General features: G+C 70.6%; 14 protein-coding genes. 8 read left to right on the top strand and 6 right to left on the bottom strand.

Going from position 1 to position 15,536, the window contains the following annotated elements; all coding sequences use genetic code 11:
* The first annotated feature begins 5 nt into the window (after positions 1–5).
* The gene (locus AXK61_RS11605; protein ID WP_068573558.1) at positions 6–803 is read left to right on the top strand and encodes a glutamate racemase; all 798 of its coding nucleotides are present in this window, start codon (positions 6–8) and stop codon (positions 801–803) included.
* A gap of 159 nt (positions 804–962) precedes the next feature.
* On the opposite strand, the gene AXK61_RS11600 is transcribed toward AXK61_RS11605, so the two are convergent.
* The 3 genes from AXK61_RS11600 to AXK61_RS11590 are packed head-to-tail and all read right to left on the bottom strand — an operon-like array spanning position 963 to position 3,993.
* Positions 963–1,466: a hypothetical protein gene (locus AXK61_RS11600; RefSeq protein ID WP_068573559.1), complete on the bottom strand. Its 504-nt coding sequence runs from the start codon at positions 1,464–1,466 to the stop codon at positions 963–965.
* Positions 1,467–1,519: 53 nt separating this feature from the next.
* Positions 1,520–3,100, bottom strand: coding sequence for an ABC transporter permease (locus tag AXK61_RS11595; RefSeq protein WP_068573560.1), 1,581 nt, complete (start codon positions 3,098–3,100; stop codon positions 1,520–1,522).
* The gene (locus AXK61_RS11590; RefSeq protein ID WP_068745433.1) at positions 3,097–3,993 is read right to left on the bottom strand and encodes an ABC transporter ATP-binding protein; all 897 of its coding nucleotides are present in this window, start codon (positions 3,991–3,993) and stop codon (positions 3,097–3,099) included. Before AXK61_RS11590 ends, AXK61_RS11595 begins: the two co-directional genes overlap by 4 nt.
* A gap of 65 nt (positions 3,994–4,058) precedes the next feature.
* Here AXK61_RS11590 and AXK61_RS11585 point away from each other — a divergent pair, with 65 nt between their 5' ends.
* Together AXK61_RS11585 and AXK61_RS11580 are read left to right on the top strand one after the other, a co-directional pair.
* Positions 4,059–4,520, top strand: coding sequence for a GbsR/MarR family transcriptional regulator (locus AXK61_RS11585; protein ID WP_068573562.1), 462 nt, complete (start codon positions 4,059–4,061; stop codon positions 4,518–4,520).
* A gap of 91 nt (positions 4,521–4,611) precedes the next feature.
* Positions 4,612–5,484: an aldo/keto reductase family oxidoreductase gene (locus AXK61_RS11580; RefSeq protein WP_068745431.1), complete on the top strand. Its 873-nt coding sequence runs from the start codon at positions 4,612–4,614 to the stop codon at positions 5,482–5,484.
* Between the two features lie 46 nt (positions 5,485–5,530).
* Here AXK61_RS11580 and AXK61_RS11575 read toward each other — a convergent pair whose 3' ends face one another.
* Positions 5,531–6,313, bottom strand: coding sequence for an ABC transporter permease (locus AXK61_RS11575; protein WP_068573564.1), 783 nt, complete (start codon positions 6,311–6,313; stop codon positions 5,531–5,533).
* A 227-nt stretch (positions 6,314–6,540) separates the two neighbouring features.
* Here AXK61_RS11575 and gltB point away from each other — a divergent pair, with 227 nt between their 5' ends.
* Both gltB and AXK61_RS11565 read left to right on the top strand, forming a co-directional pair.
* Entirely contained in the window at positions 6,541–11,148 is a 4,608-nt protein-coding gene (gltB, locus tag AXK61_RS11570) for a glutamate synthase large subunit (protein ID WP_068745429.1), read from the top strand.
* A complete protein-coding gene (locus tag AXK61_RS11565) occupies positions 11,141–12,607 on the top strand; it encodes a glutamate synthase subunit beta (RefSeq protein WP_068573566.1) in 1,467 nt (488 codons plus the stop codon). Before gltB ends, AXK61_RS11565 begins: the two co-directional genes overlap by 8 nt.
* A 98-nt stretch (positions 12,608–12,705) precedes the next feature.
* Here AXK61_RS11565 and AXK61_RS11560 read toward each other — a convergent pair whose 3' ends face one another.
* Positions 12,706–13,233: a DUF937 domain-containing protein gene (locus AXK61_RS11560; RefSeq protein ID WP_068573567.1), complete on the bottom strand. Its 528-nt coding sequence runs from the start codon at positions 13,231–13,233 to the stop codon at positions 12,706–12,708.
* A 201-nt stretch (positions 13,234–13,434) separates the two neighbouring features.
* Here AXK61_RS11560 and AXK61_RS24945 point away from each other — a divergent pair, with 201 nt between their 5' ends.
* On the top strand, positions 13,435–13,575 hold the full coding sequence (locus AXK61_RS24945) for a hypothetical protein (RefSeq protein ID WP_156485641.1): 141 nt from the start codon (positions 13,435–13,437) through the stop codon (positions 13,573–13,575).
* Here the strand turns inward: AXK61_RS24945 and AXK61_RS25390 are convergent.
* Positions 13,568–14,398, bottom strand: coding sequence for an alpha/beta fold hydrolase (locus AXK61_RS25390; protein ID WP_068573569.1), 831 nt, complete (start codon positions 14,396–14,398; stop codon positions 13,568–13,570). The genes AXK61_RS24945 and AXK61_RS25390 overlap by 8 nt on opposite strands.
* A gap of 47 nt (positions 14,399–14,445) precedes the next feature.
* Between AXK61_RS25390 and AXK61_RS25385 the strand changes: the two genes are divergently transcribed.
* Together AXK61_RS25385 and AXK61_RS11545 are read left to right on the top strand one after the other, a co-directional pair.
* Positions 14,446–15,264, top strand: a complete 819-nt coding sequence (locus AXK61_RS25385; RefSeq protein WP_068573570.1) for a hypothetical protein — start codon at positions 14,446–14,448, stop codon at positions 15,262–15,264.
* Positions 15,265–15,272: 8 nt separating this feature from the next.
* A complete protein-coding gene (locus tag AXK61_RS11545) occupies positions 15,273–15,491 on the top strand; it encodes an RNA-binding S4 domain-containing protein (protein WP_414929997.1) in 219 nt (72 codons plus the stop codon).
* Positions 15,492–15,536 lie beyond the last annotated feature (45 nt).

Here is a 15,536-nt window from a genome sequence, read left to right as displayed (position 1 = left end):
GAGGCATGCGTGTTGCGGTGATCGACTCGGGCTTCGGGATGGTCAACTACGCCGACGCCCTCTCCCGCGTGCGCCCCGACACCGAGCTCGTCCTGGCGCGCGACCCCGACAACATGCCCTACGGCCTGCTCGAACCCGCGCGGATCTCCGAGTGCGTGGTGGCGATGGCCGGCGCAGCGGCGCGGTACGACGTGGACGCCATCATCGTCGCCTGCAACACCGGCTCCATGTACGCGCTGGAAGCGGCCCGCGCCCGGTTCGAACCCGCGATCCCCGTGGTCGGAGTGGTGCCGGCCATCCGCCCGGCGGGGTCGACGGGGCGTCCCTTCGCCGTGTGGGCCACCGCGGCCGCCACCGTGAGCGACTACCAGACCTCGCTCATCGACGCCTTCGCCGACTCGGCGCTCGCGCACCGCATCCCCTGCTACGGCCTGGCCGAGGCGATCGACTCCGGCGAGCCGTCTCGCGTGGCGGAGGCGATCACGGCCGCGGCCGCGGCGACGCCCGCGGACATCGAGTCCGTGGTGCTCGGTTGCACCCATTACGGCCTGGTCAGGGAGCCGATCGTGGCAGCCCTGCGGGAGCGGACGGGGCGCGAGGTGGCCGTCTTCGACTCGCCGGAGCCGGTCGCGCGGCAGACGCTCCGACGGCTCGGTGTCGAGCCCGGCGGGCCGTCGGAGCTGGGCGACGTGGTGGCCGTGCTGGAGTCGGGTCGGGTCGGGACGCTGCCCGTGGCGCTGGCCGCCTACCCCGCGGGCCGGCTGCTGCTCGAGCGTTGCGCGCGCGGTGCGAAAAACACGTGACAGAAATACCGCGACGGGATATATGCATGATCGCAACTGTCCTGTTATCCTGAGAGGGCACTGACCGCAGCTGACTCGCTCGCTGCGGTCAGTAGTCATTTGCAGGGCTTTTGATCTCTCAAGTTAGCCCGGCGTCTCTCAGGTGAAAGTTCAACCGTCTCAGTCGATGAGATTCCGGTCGTCGGCTACGGGCAGGATCGCGGGCAGGAGTGCGACGGGGATGCCCAGGCGCTGTTTCGGCCGCACCGTCAGAACCGCGAGGAACGTGGCGCGCTCGATGCTCAGGACGTTCGCCCGATCGAGCACCGTCGTGCCGATCGGGCTGTCGAACCGGATCCGCGCCGCGTCGCTGCCCGCCGCCCACCGCGCGCCCGGTGCCAGCCCCTTCCGGTTGTGCCGGTAGATGGCGATGAACGCCACGAGCTCCATCTCGACGACCACTCCGACGAAGAACGCCGCGCCGATCGCCAGTCCCAGCGGCCACCCGCTGTCGGTCGCCACACACACCGCAGTGACCACGACGCCGATCGCCAGCCCGATCGCCAGGGGCTTCATCCACGCCCGCCGTTGCCGCAGCGACGCCAGCGTTGCGCGGCGAGGGTCACCGGGCCGGGCGATCCACTCAACGGTGGTCGCGGGGATCGTATCGGGCGTCTCGCTCACGTGGTGCAGTCTGGCACGGACGGGCTGAACGATCGCAACGGCCCGATTCGGAACTACGACGCGAGGTCCCGGCGCGATTCGGAGAACGCGGCGGCGATGAGTCCGGCCGCGGCGATCACGACCAGTGCGAGGGTGGCGCCGGTGAGAACCGTCGCTCCCGGCTGCGTCGCGACGTGCTTGAACGGCGAGACCTTCGCGACCCAGTCGGGCAGCTTGAGCACATCGGCGACCATGGTCATCACGCACAGCGCGAGGACCACCCAGCCGACCGAGGACCAGTGCGCCGAGATCGCGCCGGCCAGGGCGGCGATCGCGGTGATCACCCACACGGCGGGCAGCGCGGCCAGGGCGGGCAGGATCAGCTGGCGCCCCGCGGTGAGCGAGACCCCCACGCCCAGCGCGAAGGTCGCGACGGAGGTCGCGATCACGGCGGCCGTCAGGTGCGAGGCGTACCAGCGCAGGCGCCGGACCGGCGCGGACAGCAGGTACTCGGCCCGGCCCGAGGTCTCCTCGGAGCACGCGGTGTTGACGATGGAGATGCCCAGCGCGGCCGTCGCCATGCCCATGATCGAGAACTCGGCGCCGAAGAAGATGTCGAGCATGCTCGAGCCGGATCCGCCCAGCCGCTCGAGCATCTCGCGCGTGCCGCTGTTGCCGACCAGGGAGTCGATCGCGCTGCCCATGCCGCCGAAGGCGAGGCCGACGGCGAGGAAGCCGACGCTCCAGCCGATCACCTGACCCCGGTGCAGCCGCCAGGTCAGCGCCTCGACGGTGCCGAGCAGGGCTCCGGCACGGGCCTTTCCGCGGCCCACGGGGATGAGTCCGGCGCCCAGGTCGCGCTGAGCGGCGAGGCGCAGCGCCACCGCGATGAACACCGCCGACAGCGCCAGCAGCAGGAGGATCGGCCACGGCCGGTCCTCGGCGAAGGGCCGGATCTGCTGCGCCCACCCCAGTGGGGAGAGCCAGGACTCCCAGCCGGGCTCGGCCGGCAGCGTACCGTCGGTCCGGATGACGGAGACGTCGCCGACGGCCCGGAGCAGGTAGGCGGCGCCGAGGCCCACGGCGAACAGCCCGCGGGCCGCGCGGGCGCCCTCCGTGAGTTGCGCGCAGAGCAGCGCCCATGCCGCGAACACGATGCCCGTGAACGCCCACAGCGCACCGAAGTTCAGGCTGCCGCGCGCGTCCGCACCCATGCCGATCAGGACCAGCGCGCTGAGCACGCCGATCGCCAGGCTCAGCACGACGGACTCGACGAGCGCGGCGATCGGGGGAGCGGTGCGGTCGATCGCGGAGGCGCCCAACATCTCCCGGCGGCCGGACTCCTCGTCGGCGCGGGTGTGCCGGATCACGAGCAGGCCGGTGAGCAGGCCCAGCGCGGCCGCCATCATGACGACCATCTTGATCATGCCGACGGCGCCCACGGTGGACGAGTAGACCGGGCCGAACATCGCGACGAGGGAGGGGTTCTCGCTCGCGGCGCGCGCCGCGGAGTCGAGCGATGCCTGATCGGCGTAGTTGGTCTTCGCCGTCGAGTACGCCGACGCGGCCATGGCCACGTACAGCAGCAGCCAGACGATCAGCTGGATCCGGTCGCGCCGCAGCACCAACCGGAGAGTGGGGGCGAGGCCCGTCATCGCACGGCCCCCGCGGTGTCGTAGTGCCGCAGGAACAGCTCCTCGAGCGTGGGCGGACGGCTCGTCAGCGACGTGGGACCGGCGGCCGCCAGCTCGCCGAGAATCCGCCCCAGGTCACGGGATTCGACGCTGAAAGACACGCGGTCACCGTCGGCCTGGAGATCGTGCACGCCCGCGGTACCCGTCAGGTCGACGGGCTGCGCGAGGGTCGCCTCGACGCGCGTGCGGGACAGGTGTCGGAGCGAGGCCAGGGAACCGGTCTCGACGGTCGCACCGTCCTTGATGATGGTCACGGTGTCCGCCACCCGGTCCACCTCGGACAGGATGTGACTGGACAGCAGGATCGAGGTGCCCGCGGCCTTCGCCTCGGTGAGGCACTGCGTGAACACCTCCTCCATGAGCGGGTCGAGGCCGGACGTCGGCTCATCGAGGATCATGAGCTCGGCGCGCGCCGCGAACGCCGCGACGAGCGCGACCTTCTGCCGGTTGCCCTTGCTGTAGGTGCGCGCCTTCTTGGCGGGGTCCAGGGCGAATCGCTCGATGAGCTCGGCGCGACGGGCCTCATCGAGCCCGCCCCGGAGACGGCCCACCAGATCGATGATCTCGCCGCCGGACAGGTTCGGCCACAGGGTGACATCGCCCGGTACGTACGCCAGGCGACGATGCAGTTCGGGGGCCTGGCGCCATGGGTCGCCGCCGAGCAGTTCGACGGTGCCCGCGGTCTTCTTCAGGAGCCCCAACAGGATTCGGATGGTGGTGGACTTGCCGGCGCCGTTGGGTCCGAGGAAGGCGTGCACTTCCCCGGGGGTCACGGTCAGGTCGAGTCCGTTGAGGGCATGTGCGCTGCCGAAGGTCTTGGTGAGGCCCTCGGCGCGGATGACGTCAGTTGTCATGGCGCTGACGCTACGCGCGTTTCACAAATTTGTGAAGTGTTAAAAATTCGTATAATCTGCGCGATATGGACGCGCCGAACTTCGTGGAGAACATGGCAGCCGCGTTCGTGGAGGCGGGGATGCAGCGGATGGCGTCCCGTGTGTTCGCCGCGGTACTGACCTCGCCGGAGGCCGCGCTGACCCCGTCGCAGATCGCCGCGCAGTTGCAGGTGTCCGCAGGGGCGGTGTCCGGCGCGGTGGGGTACCTCGAGCAGACGTCCATGATCCGCCGCACCCATGTCCCGGGTTCGCGGCACAGCCTGATCACGCTCGGCGACGACATCTGGTACGAGGCCTTCGCCTCGCGGAATCCGATCCTGGAGCGGTGGCGCGAGGTGGCGATCGAGGGCATCGAGGAACTCCCCGCGGGCGGGCCCGCCGCGGAACGGCTGTCCGTGATGCGGGACTTCTTCGACTTCATGATCACCGAGCTCCCCGAGATGATGGAGCGCTGGCGGCAGGTGCGGCAGGACAAGCACGGGTACTGACGGGTCCCGTCCAGGCGCCGTCGTTCGGCGGCGCGGGCGGGAAACTGGAATCCTGGAGGGGTCGCACGTCCTCGCCACGAAGGAGTCCCCCATGACCGCACCCACCCCGCCCGGCGGAACCTTCGATCTGGGCGGTGACCTGACGGTCACCCGCTTCGGTTACGGCGCGATGCAACTGGCCGGCCCCGGCGTCTTCGGCCCGCCGGCCGACCGTGAGGCCGCGATCGAGGTCCTGCACGACGTGATCGACCTCGGCATCACGCACATCGACACCAGCGACTACTACGGGCCGTTCGTCACCAACGAGATCATCCGCGAGGCACTGCACCCGTACCCGGACTCGCTGCACATCGTCACCAAGGTCGGGGCCCGCCGTGACGCCACGGGCGGCTGGCCGCCGGCCCTCGAGCCCGACGACCTGCGCCGCGCCGTCGACGAGAACCTCGAGCGCCTCGGGCTCGACGCGATCGACGTGGTGAACCTCCGCGTCGGCGATTTCGACACGCCCGCTCCCGGCTCGATCGCCGAGCCCTTCACCGTCCTCGCCGAGCTGCAGCAGCAGGGGCTGATCCGCCACCTCGGCATCAGCACGGTGACCGCCGAGCAGGTGCGCGAGGCGCAGTCGATCGCCCCGGTCGCGTGCGTCCAGAACTTCTACAACATCGCTCACCGCGTGGACGACGAGCTCGTGGATTCGCTGGCGGCGCAGGGGATCGCGTACGTGCCGTACTTCCCGCTGGGCGGGTTCAGCCCGCTGCAGTCCGACAGCCTGAACGCCGTCGCTGCGCGGCTGGAGGCCACCCCGATGGCCGTTGCGCTGGCCTGGCTCCTGCAGCGCTCGCCGAACATCCTGCTCATCCCCGGCACTTCGTCGGTGGTGCACCTGCGCGAGAACATCGCCGGCGCGGCCCTGCAGCTGCCCGCCGACGTCGTCGCTGAGCTGGACGCCATCGCCGGTTCCTAGCGTGGTCGATAGTGCCCGCTCAGCGGGCACTATCGACCACAGGGACTCAGTAGTTGCGCGAGCCCGTCTCGTACCTGCCGTCGGCGACCAGCCACGTGATCGCCACGATCGCGACCGGGGTCACGCAGAGGATCGCGACGAGCACGTAGAGCTGCATGACCGCGGCCGCCACGGGCGAGGCGCCGCCCAACACCATGCCGACGAAGGCGCCGGGGATCGTCACCAGCCCGACGGTCCGTGTCTGGTCCAGCGCGGGGATCAGCGCGGTCGCCGCCGCGGAGCGGGTCAGGTCGAGCCGGATGAACATCGGGTCCAGCCCCAGCGACAGTCCTGCCTCGAGCTCGCCGCGCCGCGCGGTGAGCTCCTCCAGTGCGCGCTTGCCCGCCAACCCCGCCGCGGCCATGGCCGCCCCGATCGCGCTGCCCGCCACGGGGATCACGGCGATCCCGCGCGCCGGTAGCACGCCGGAGAGGATCAGCGCGACCGTCAGGAGCGCTGCCGGGCTGGCGACGGTCACCGTCGTCACCGCGAACTCGGACCAGCGGGGCCGGCGCCCCACGATGCGCCCGGCCGCCGTCCAGCCCGCCGTGCACCCCATCAGCACGGTGAACGCCGCCGTGAACCACAGGCTCCGCACGATCAGGCTCAGCGCCATGCCCAGGACGGCCAGCTGCAGGGTGGCCCGCGCCGCGGCTCCGAGTACCGCCGGCCCGTAGCCGGTGCGGCCGAGCCACGCCACTGCGGCGCCCATCAGCGCGAGGGCGACGAGCGCGACGGCGAGGCCCGGCCCGACGCTCAGCAGCTCGCCCGGATCACTACCTCCGGTCACGTGCAGGAAACCTAGTCGAAACACGCTGCCCGCGGCGACGTGACCGCGGATACCCGCAGGTCACGGTCGGTAAGGATGGCCTTTCATTTTGTGATCCGGGCGGGGGAAACTACAGTTTTGAGTACAGCCAACGATGCCTGAGGCGAGCCGCGTCCCCGGACGCGAGCCGATCGCCGCCCTTGATCCATCCGTTCCGCCGTGAGGCGCTGCGCTAAGGCAGGTATTCGATGAGCCGATTCGTCCCCCCGGGTCCCCAGGGCCTGTACCACCCCGCGAACGAGCACGACGCGTGTGGCGTCGCCTTCGTGGTGGACATGCACGGACGCAAGTCCCGGGACATCGTCGACAAGGCCATCACCGCCCTGGTCAACCTGGAGCACCGCGGCGCCGCCGGCGCCGAGCCCAACACCGGTGACGGCGCAGGCATCCTGATCCAGGTGCCGGACCGCTTCTTCCGCGAGGTCGTGGACTTCGAGCTGCCCCATCAGGGCGCCTACGCCACCGGCATCGCCTTCCTGCCGCAGGCCGCCGCGGAGGCGACCGCCGCCGCGGAGGGCGTGGAGCGGATCGTCGTCGAGGAGGGCCTGACGGTCCTGGGCTGGCGCGATCAGCCCACCGACGACGGCTCGCTGGGCGCGCTGGCCCGCGATGCGATGCCCACCATGCGTCAGATCTTCATCGCCGGAACGGATTCCGACGGTGCGCCGCTCTCCGGTATGGACCTCGAGCGCCGCTGCTTCGTGATCCGCAAGCGGGTCGAGCGCGAGCTCGGAGCCGACGGTGCGGGCGCCGGCTCGCAGGGCGAGGAGTCGGTGTACTTCCCGTCGCTGTCCGGTCAGACCTTCGTCTACAAGGGCATGCTGACCACCCCGCAGCTGCGCGGCTTCTTCGTGGACCTGCAGGACGAGCGCGTCGAATCCGCTCTGGGCCTGGTGCATTCGCGGTTCTCCACGAACACCTTCCCGAGCTGGCCGCTGGCCCACCCGTACCGCCGCGTCGCCCACAACGGCGAGATCAACACCGTCGGCGGCAACGAGAACTGGATGCGGGCCCGCGAGGCGCTCCTCGACGTCTCGGCGTTCGGCGCCGATGCCGAGGACAAGATCTTCCCGATCTGCACCGAGGGCGGTTCCGACACCGCGCGTTTCGACGAGGTGCTCGAGCTGCTGCACCTGGGCGGTCGCAGCCTGCCGCACGCCGTGCTGATGATGATCCCCGAGGCGTGGGAGCGGCACCAGGACATGGACCCGGCCCGCCGGGCGTTCTACGAGTACCACTCCTCGCTGATGGAGCCGTGGGACGGGCCGGCGTCGGTCTGCTTCACCGACGGCACCCTGATCGGCGCCGTGCTGGACCGCAACGGCCTTCGCCCGTCGCGGATCTGGGTCACCAAGGACGGCCTCGTCGTGCTGGGCTCGGAGGTCGGCGTCCTCGATATCGACCACTCCGAGGTGGTCTACAAGACCCGCCTGCAGCCGGGCCGCATGTTCCTGGTGGACACGGCGCAGGGCCGCATCGTCTCCGACGAGGAGATCAAGAGCGACCTGGCCGCGGCCGAGCCCTACCAGCAGTGGCTCGACGAGGGCCTGCTGCGCCTCAAGGAGCTTCCGGACCGCCCGCACCCCGTGATGCCGCACGACCGGGTCACCCAGCGGCAGCAGATGTTCGGTTACACCACCGAGGAACTGGACCTGCTGCTCACGCCGATGGCGAAGACGGGTGCCGAGGCGATCGGTTCCATGGGCACCGACACCCCGGTCGCCGTGCTGTCGCTGCGCCCCCGGCTGCTGTTCGACTACTTCCAGCAGCTGTTCGCGCAGGTCACCAACCCGCCGCTGGACGCCATCCGTGAGGAGATCGTCACCAGCCTCGGCGGCACCATCGGCGGCGAGGGCGACCTGCTGCACCCGGAGCCGGGCAGCTGCCGCCAGATCCACCTGGACCAGCCGATCCTCAACAACGACGAGCTGATCAAGCTGGTCAAGGTCAACGACGACGGCACGCTGCCCGAGTTCCGGTCCGTGGTCATCCCGGGCCTGTACCACGTGGCCGAGGGCGGCAAGGGCCTGCGCGAGGCGCTCGACACCGTGCGCACCCAGGTCTCCGAGGCGATCGCCGGGGGCGCGCGCCTGATCATCCTGTCGGACCGCAACTCCGACCGGCTGCTGGCGCCGATCCCGTCGCTGCTGCTGACCTCCGCTGTGCACCATCACCTGGTGCGCGAGCGCAGCCGCACCAAGGTCGGCCTCATCGTCGAGTCCGGCGACGCGCGCGAGGTGCACCACATGGCCGCGCTCATCGGCTGCGGTGCGGCGGCGGTGAACCCGTACATGGCCTTCGCGACCATCGAGGACATGCACATCCGCGGTGAGCTCAACGGCACCCCGCTGGAGAAGCTCAACGCCAACTACGTCAAGGCCGCCGGCAAGGGCGTGCTCAAGGTGATGTCCAAGATGGGCATCTCCACGCTCGCCTCGTACACCGGCGCGCAGCTGTTCCAGGTCATCGGCCTGTCGCAGGAGATCGTCGACGAGTTCTTCACCGGCCTGCAGAGCCAGCTCGACGGCATCGGCCTGGACGAGATCGCCGCCGACGTGGCCGCGCGGCACAAGCGCGCCATGAACGACCGCCCCGAGGAGCTGGCGCACCGCGAGCTCGAGGTGGGCGGCGAGTACCAGTGGCGTCGTGAGGGCGAGTACCACCTGTTCAACCCGGACACCGTCTTCAAGCTCCAGCACGCGACGCGCACCGGGCAGTACAAGGTGTTCAAGGAGTACACCGCGCTGGTCAACGACCAGAGCGCGCGGCTCGCGTCGCTGCGCGGCCTGTTCCGGTTCGCCTCCGACCGCCCGTCGATCTCCATCGACGAGGTGGAGCCCGCGAGCGAGATCGTCAAGCGGTTCTCGACGGGCGCCATGAGCTACGGCTCGATCTCGGCGGAGGCCCACGAGACCCTGGCGATCGCCATGAACCGCCTCGGCGGCCGCAGCAACTCCGGTGAGGGCGGCGAGGATCCGGCGCGCTTCACGCCCGACGAGAACGGCGATCTGCGCCGCTCGGCGATCAAGCAGGTCGCCTCGGGCCGGTTCGGCGTGACCTCGCACTACCTGAGCAACTGCACCGACATCCAGATCAAGATGGCGCAGGGAGCGAAGCCCGGCGAGGGCGGCCAGCTGCCCCCGCACAAGGTGTACCCGTGGGTCGCCGAGGTCCGCGGCTCGACGCCGGGCGTCGGCCTGATCTCGCCGCCCCCGCACCACGACATCTACTCGATCGAGGACCTCGCGCAGCTGATCCACGACCTGAAGAACGCGAACCCGCAGGCGCGGATTCACGTGAAACTGGTCTCGGAGATCGGCGTCGGCACCGTCGCGGCCGGCGTCTCGAAGGCGCACGCCGACGTGGTGCTCATCTCGGGCCACGACGGCGGCACCGGCGCGACCCCGCTGACCTCGGTCAAGCACGCCGGCGCGCCCTGGGAGATCGGCCTCGCCGAGACCCAGCAGACGCTGCTGCTCAACGGTCTGCGCGACCGCATCGTCGTGCAGGTCGACGGTCAGCTCAAGACCGGCCGGGACGTCATCGTCGCCGCGCTGCTCGGCGGCGAGGAGTTCGGCTTCGCGACCGCCCCCCTGGTGGTCTCGGGCTGCATCATGATGCGGGTGTGCCACCTGGACACCTGCCCGGTGGGCGTTGCCACCCAGAACCCGGTGCTGCGCCGCCGTTTCAACGGCAAGCCCGAGTTCGTGGAGAACTTCTTCCTCTACATCGCCGAGGAGGTGCGCGAGCTGCTCGCCGAGCTGGGCTTCCGCACCCTGCAGGAGGCCGTCGGCCAGTCGCAGATCCTCGACACCGAGGCGGCGCAGGCCCACTGGGCGAATGCCAAGGCGGGCAAGCTCGACCTCTCGCCGATCCTGGCGCAGGTCGACTCGCCGTTCATGAAGCAGGACCCGTTCTGCAGCCAGCCGCAGGACCACGGCCTCGAGAAGGCCCTGGACCAGCAGCTGATCTCGCAGGCGCGGGTCGCGGTGGAGACCGGTGCCCCGGTCACGATCGAGACGCCGATCTCCAACGTCAACCGCACCGTCGGCACGATGCTGGGCCACGAGGTGACCAAGGCGCACGGCGCCGACGGCCTCCCCGAGGACACGATCGACATCACGTTCAAGGGCAGCGCGGGCAACAGCTTCGGCGCCTTCGTGCCCAAGGGCATCACGCTGCGCCTCGAGGGCGACGCCAACGACTTCGTGGGCAAGGGTCTCTCCGGCGGCAAGATCATCGTCCGGCCGGCGCGCAACGCCCCCGAGGGCTTCGTCGCCGCGGAGAACATCATTGCGGGCAACGTGATCCTGTTCGGCGCGACCGGCGGCGAGGTGTACCTCAGCGGCAAGGCCGGCGAGCGCTTCGCCGTGCGCAACTCGGGCGCCGTCGCGGTGGTCGAGGGCGTGGGCGACCACGGCTGCGAGTACATGACCGGTGGCCGCGTGGTGGTCCTCGGCGACACGGGACGCAACTTCGGCGCCGGCATGTCCGGCGGCGTCGCGTACGTCTACAACGCCGACGGCCAGTTCGAGCGCGACCTCAACACCGAGCTGGTGGAGCTGGAGTCGCTGGGCGAGGACGACATCGAGTTCGTCCTCGAGGCCGTGACCAAGCACTACGAGTACACCGACTCCGCCATCGCGGAACGGATCCTGGCCAACTGGGGCCGGGAGCGCCAGCTCTTCGCCAAGGTGATGCCGCGTGACTACAAGCGCGTGCTCACCGCCATCAAGCGTGCCGAACTGGACGGCCGCGACATCGACGACGCAGTGATGGAGGCCGCTCGTGGCTGATCCGCAAGGCTTTCTCAAGCACAACTCCCGTGAACTGCCGGTCCGCCGGCCGGTCCCGCTCCGTCTGCTGGACTGGAACGAGGTCTACAAGCCCTTCGACGGTGCCACCCTGCGCAAGCAGGCGTCCCGGTGCATGGACTGCGGTATCCCGTTCTGCCACAACGGCTGCCCGCTGGGGAACCTGATCCCCGAGTGGAACACGTTGGCGTACAAGGACCGCTGGCACGACGGCATCGAGCGGCTGCACGCCACGAACAACTTCCCGGAGTTCACCGGGCGGCTGTGCCCGGCGCCCTGCGAGGCGTCGTGCGTGCTCGGCATCAACCAGGATCCCGTCACCATCAAGCAGGTCGAGGTCGAGCTCATCGACAAGGCCTTCGACGAGGGCTGGGTCTCCCCGCAGCACCCGACCAAGCTGACCGGCAAGAAGATCGCCGTCGTCGGCTCGGGCCCCGCGGGTCTGGCCACCGCGCAGCAGCTCACCCGCGGCGGGCACACCGTGACCGTGTTCGAGCGCGCCGACCGCATCGGCGGCCTCCTGCGCTACGGCATCCCCGAGTTCAAGATGGAGAAGCGGCACATCGACCGTCGCCTCGCCCAGATGAACGCCGAGGGAACAGTTTTCAAGACCGGGGTCAACGTGGGCGTGGACGTCACCGTCGAGCAGCTCCGCGAGGACTTCGACGCGGTCGTGCTCGCCAACGGCGCCACCGTCTGGCGCGACCTGCCGATCCCCGGCCGTGAGCTGGACGGCATCCACCAGGCGATGGAGTTCCTGCCGTGGGCCAACCGCGCCGCGGTCGGCGATGACGTCCTCGACGAGAACGGCCTGCCGCCGCTGCACGCCAAGGACAAGAAGGTCGTCATCATCGGCGGCGGCGACACCGGCGCCGACTGCCTGGGCACGTCGCTGCGCCAGGGCGCGGAGATCGTGCACCAGTTCGAGATCATGCCGACCCCGCCGCGCGAGCGCGCCGAGTCGACCCCGTGGCCGACCTACCCGCTCATGTACCGCATCAGCTCGGCGCACGAGGAGGGCGGCGAGCGGAAGTTCTCCGTCAGCACCGAGGAGTTCGTCGGCGAGGACGGCAAGGTCACCGGCCTCAAGGCTTACGAGGTCAAGATGGAGGGCGGCCGGTTCGAGAAGGTCGAGGGCACCGACTTCACCCTCGAGGCCGACCTCGTCCTCCTCGCGATGGGCTTCGTCGGCCCGCAGCGCGACGACCTGCTCGACAAGCTGGGCGTCGAGTACAACGAGCGCGGCAATGTCGCGCGCGGCGACGACTTCCAGTCCACCGTGCCGGGCGTGTTCGTGGCCGGCGACGCGGGCCGCGGCCAGTCGCTGATCGTGTGGGCGATCGCGGAGGGCCGCAGCGCCGCGGCCGCCGTCGACCGCTTCCTCATGGGCGACACGGCGCTTCCCGCGCCGATCGTGCCCACCGCCGCCCCGCAGCGGTAGTCGCACGCCCGACGGTGCCGCGCGCACCGTCGGGCCCCGCGAACGGAAAGGCCGGGCTCCCTGGGGAGCCCGGCCTTCTGCGTGGTGTCGCGGTGCGGCTACTTGCCCTTGAGCAGGCCGCCGAGGATGCTCCCGAGCACGTTGCCCGCGGCGTTGCCGCCGGCGCCCGCGCCCGAGTTGCCGCCGCCGAGCATGTTGCCCAGGATGCTGCCGAGCAGGTCGCCGCCGCCCTGCTGCGGGGCCGGGGCCTGCGGCTGCTCGGGGGCCGCTGCACCGCCGCTGGTGAGCTTCTTCATGACGAAGCTGATCACGATCGGCGCGAGGATCGGGAGCAGCTGCTTGACCAGGCCGTCGGTCACGCCCGACGACAGCGGAGCGGCCGCGGCGGCCGCCACGTCGTCGGTCTTGTCACCGAACAGGCTGGCCACGATCTCCTGGCCGTCGCCGTTGTCGGCGGCGTCGATGAGCTGGGCGGGGGCCTCGGTGGTGTCCTGCGCCTGGAGACCGGCGAGGAGGGTCGGAACGGTCTGGTTCACGGCCTCCGAGGCGACGTCCTCCGAGACGCCGAGCTGGGCCGCGATGTCGGCGAGCGGGATGGACTTGAGCAGGTCGTCGAGATCGGACACGGTTCTCCTTGGAGGATGTGTGGGGACGCAAAACTGCGGTCGAACAATGACAGATTAGCGGCGCGGTCGGGAAGGTCTTCGCCGAACCCGGCTGTGAGGAGGGACACGCTCGCGGTCCGAGCGCTGGACCCCGCCCTCAGGAAGCAATACAGTATCTGTAACCAACCGTTCCGCATCGAGATCGCACCCTCGGAGATCCCCGTGAAGCTGACCCGCCGCCCCGCCATCCTGGGCTCACGCACCCTCACCCGCCTGCGGAACCGGCGCCTCGCGCTCCTGCTCACGGAGGACGGCGAACGCCTCGTCACCGCGTCCGATCTGCGGAGCCTCCGCGTCAGCTGACCGTGTCGAGCACCAGCGCCGCCACCTGGGCGGGCTGGTCGACCATCGCCTGGTGTCCGCTGGGCGAGATCACCGCGTAGCGGGCGCGCAGCAGGTCCGCGAGACCCCGCTGTTCCTTCAGCCACGACGCCGACAGGGGAGTGCGGTGCCCCCCGTACGCCGCCGCTACCGTGGTCGGGATCCCCGGCGGCAGCTCCCGGCGTCCGCGCAGCGCCGCCAGCTCGCGCGCCAGCACCGGGTACCGCCCGTTCTCCAGGAACGCGGCCTTGAAGTAGGCGTCCGACTTCAGGATGTCCGCGTACTCCGGCGGAGGGGTCGCGCCGCCGAGCATCCGGTGCGCCGCCGGGCCCACGCGGTTCATGCCCACCGCGGCCCCCACGTCGGCCGATCGCAGCAGCAGTTCGTCGCGCAGGTCGCCCGGCAGGACCCACCGCGGCGAGGACTCGACGCTGCCGTCGAGGATCACCGCGCCCGCCGTGCGCGCGGGGTGTTCGCGCGCGAAGGCCTCCACGTAGAAGCTCGCCATCGAGTGCCCCACCATGACCGCGGACTCCAGCTCCAGCGCGTCCAGCAGGTCCCGCAGCCGCGCGACCTCGGAGCCCAGGGTGGGCACGGCACCGTCGGGCCAGGGATCGGAGAGGCCGTAACCGGGCCGGTCCAGGCGGACGACGGTGCGGCCCACCGTCAGGAGCTCGGTGACGGCGTCCCAGTCGAACCAGTTGCCGGCCAGGCCGGAGTTGAGCACGACGGGCGGCCCGGAGGCTGGGCCGCGCGGACCGTCGACCACCACGTGGGTGCGGGTACCCGCGAGTTCGAGCAGCACACCGGCGAGAGTAGTACCGTCGGGGAATTCCGGCCGGGGGAGGGAACATGAGGTACGGACGCGCCCTCGCGCTCGTCGCGCTTCTGGCGGTGGCGGCGTGCGACCCGGGGTCGGACGGCGACGGTTCCGCCGCGTCCAGTGGTGCGGCGGCACCGTCGTCGGCGCGCAGCTATCCGGGCCTGTTCGCCGAATACCAGGGGCGGTTCCATCCGAACCACGCGGGCCTCGGCGCGCGGAGCAACGCCGAACTGGCGGCGTTGCTCCCCGGTGCCGGGGACTTCCCGGGCGGCGCGGCACCGTCGACGAACATCGCGGACGAGGACGGTTCGGGTCTCGGCCTGCACGGGCAGACCGACGGACAGACGCGGCCCGCGCAGTGCCTCTACACGCCGTTCGGCAAGAGCTTCTCCCGCAACCCCGACGGGTCCGACTGGAACCTCTACTACGCGGCGTCCACGACATCGCAGGGCGACGCCGGCTGGGTCAGCGTCACGATCGAGCGGGAACGCGAGGGCGCCGATGTCTTCGCCCTGACCACCTCATGGATCGCCGGATGCGGGACCTACGAGCGGGCCTTCCCCGACTTCGCGGCGCCGTCGACCCGCAACCGCGGGGTGACCGACACCTTCGGGCCGGGCGCGGCGGTCTCCGGACTCCCGTCCTACGTCTACACCTCGACGTCCGTGGACCTCGATGACGAATCGGCGTCGAAGCCGGCACTGTCGAAGCTCGCGAAGGAGCGGCGGATCCTGCTGGCGCGGGTGCGGTCGGTGGTGGTCGTCGTCGAGGCGGACGGCGTCGCGGATCCCGCACTGCTGGACCGGCTGCTCGTCACCACGTTGGAGCGGGCACGTCGTGCGGCATGATGGTCGGCGTGAACAACGCGATCGACGTGACCATCTCCGACGACGTGATTCGGCTCGGGCAGTTCCTCAAGCTGGCGGGCCTCATCGACTCCGGGGCGGAGGCGAAGGGAGTGATCGCGGACGGTGAGGTGACCGTGAACGGCGAGGTCGACACGCGCCGCGGCCGACAGCTCGCGGTCGGCGACGTGGTCGAGGTGTTCGGGCGGTCGGCGCGCGTCGCGCGCTGACCCGGCTCGCCGGCTGAGGCGCCCTACCGGAGGACGATGCCGTCC

The organism is Tsukamurella pseudospumae (assembly GCF_001575205.1).
Lineage (GTDB): Bacteria > Actinomycetota > Actinomycetes > Mycobacteriales > Mycobacteriaceae > Tsukamurella > Tsukamurella pseudospumae.
Note: the sequence above shows the minus strand (reverse complement) of the source record. Positions and strands in the feature narration are given on the sequence as shown.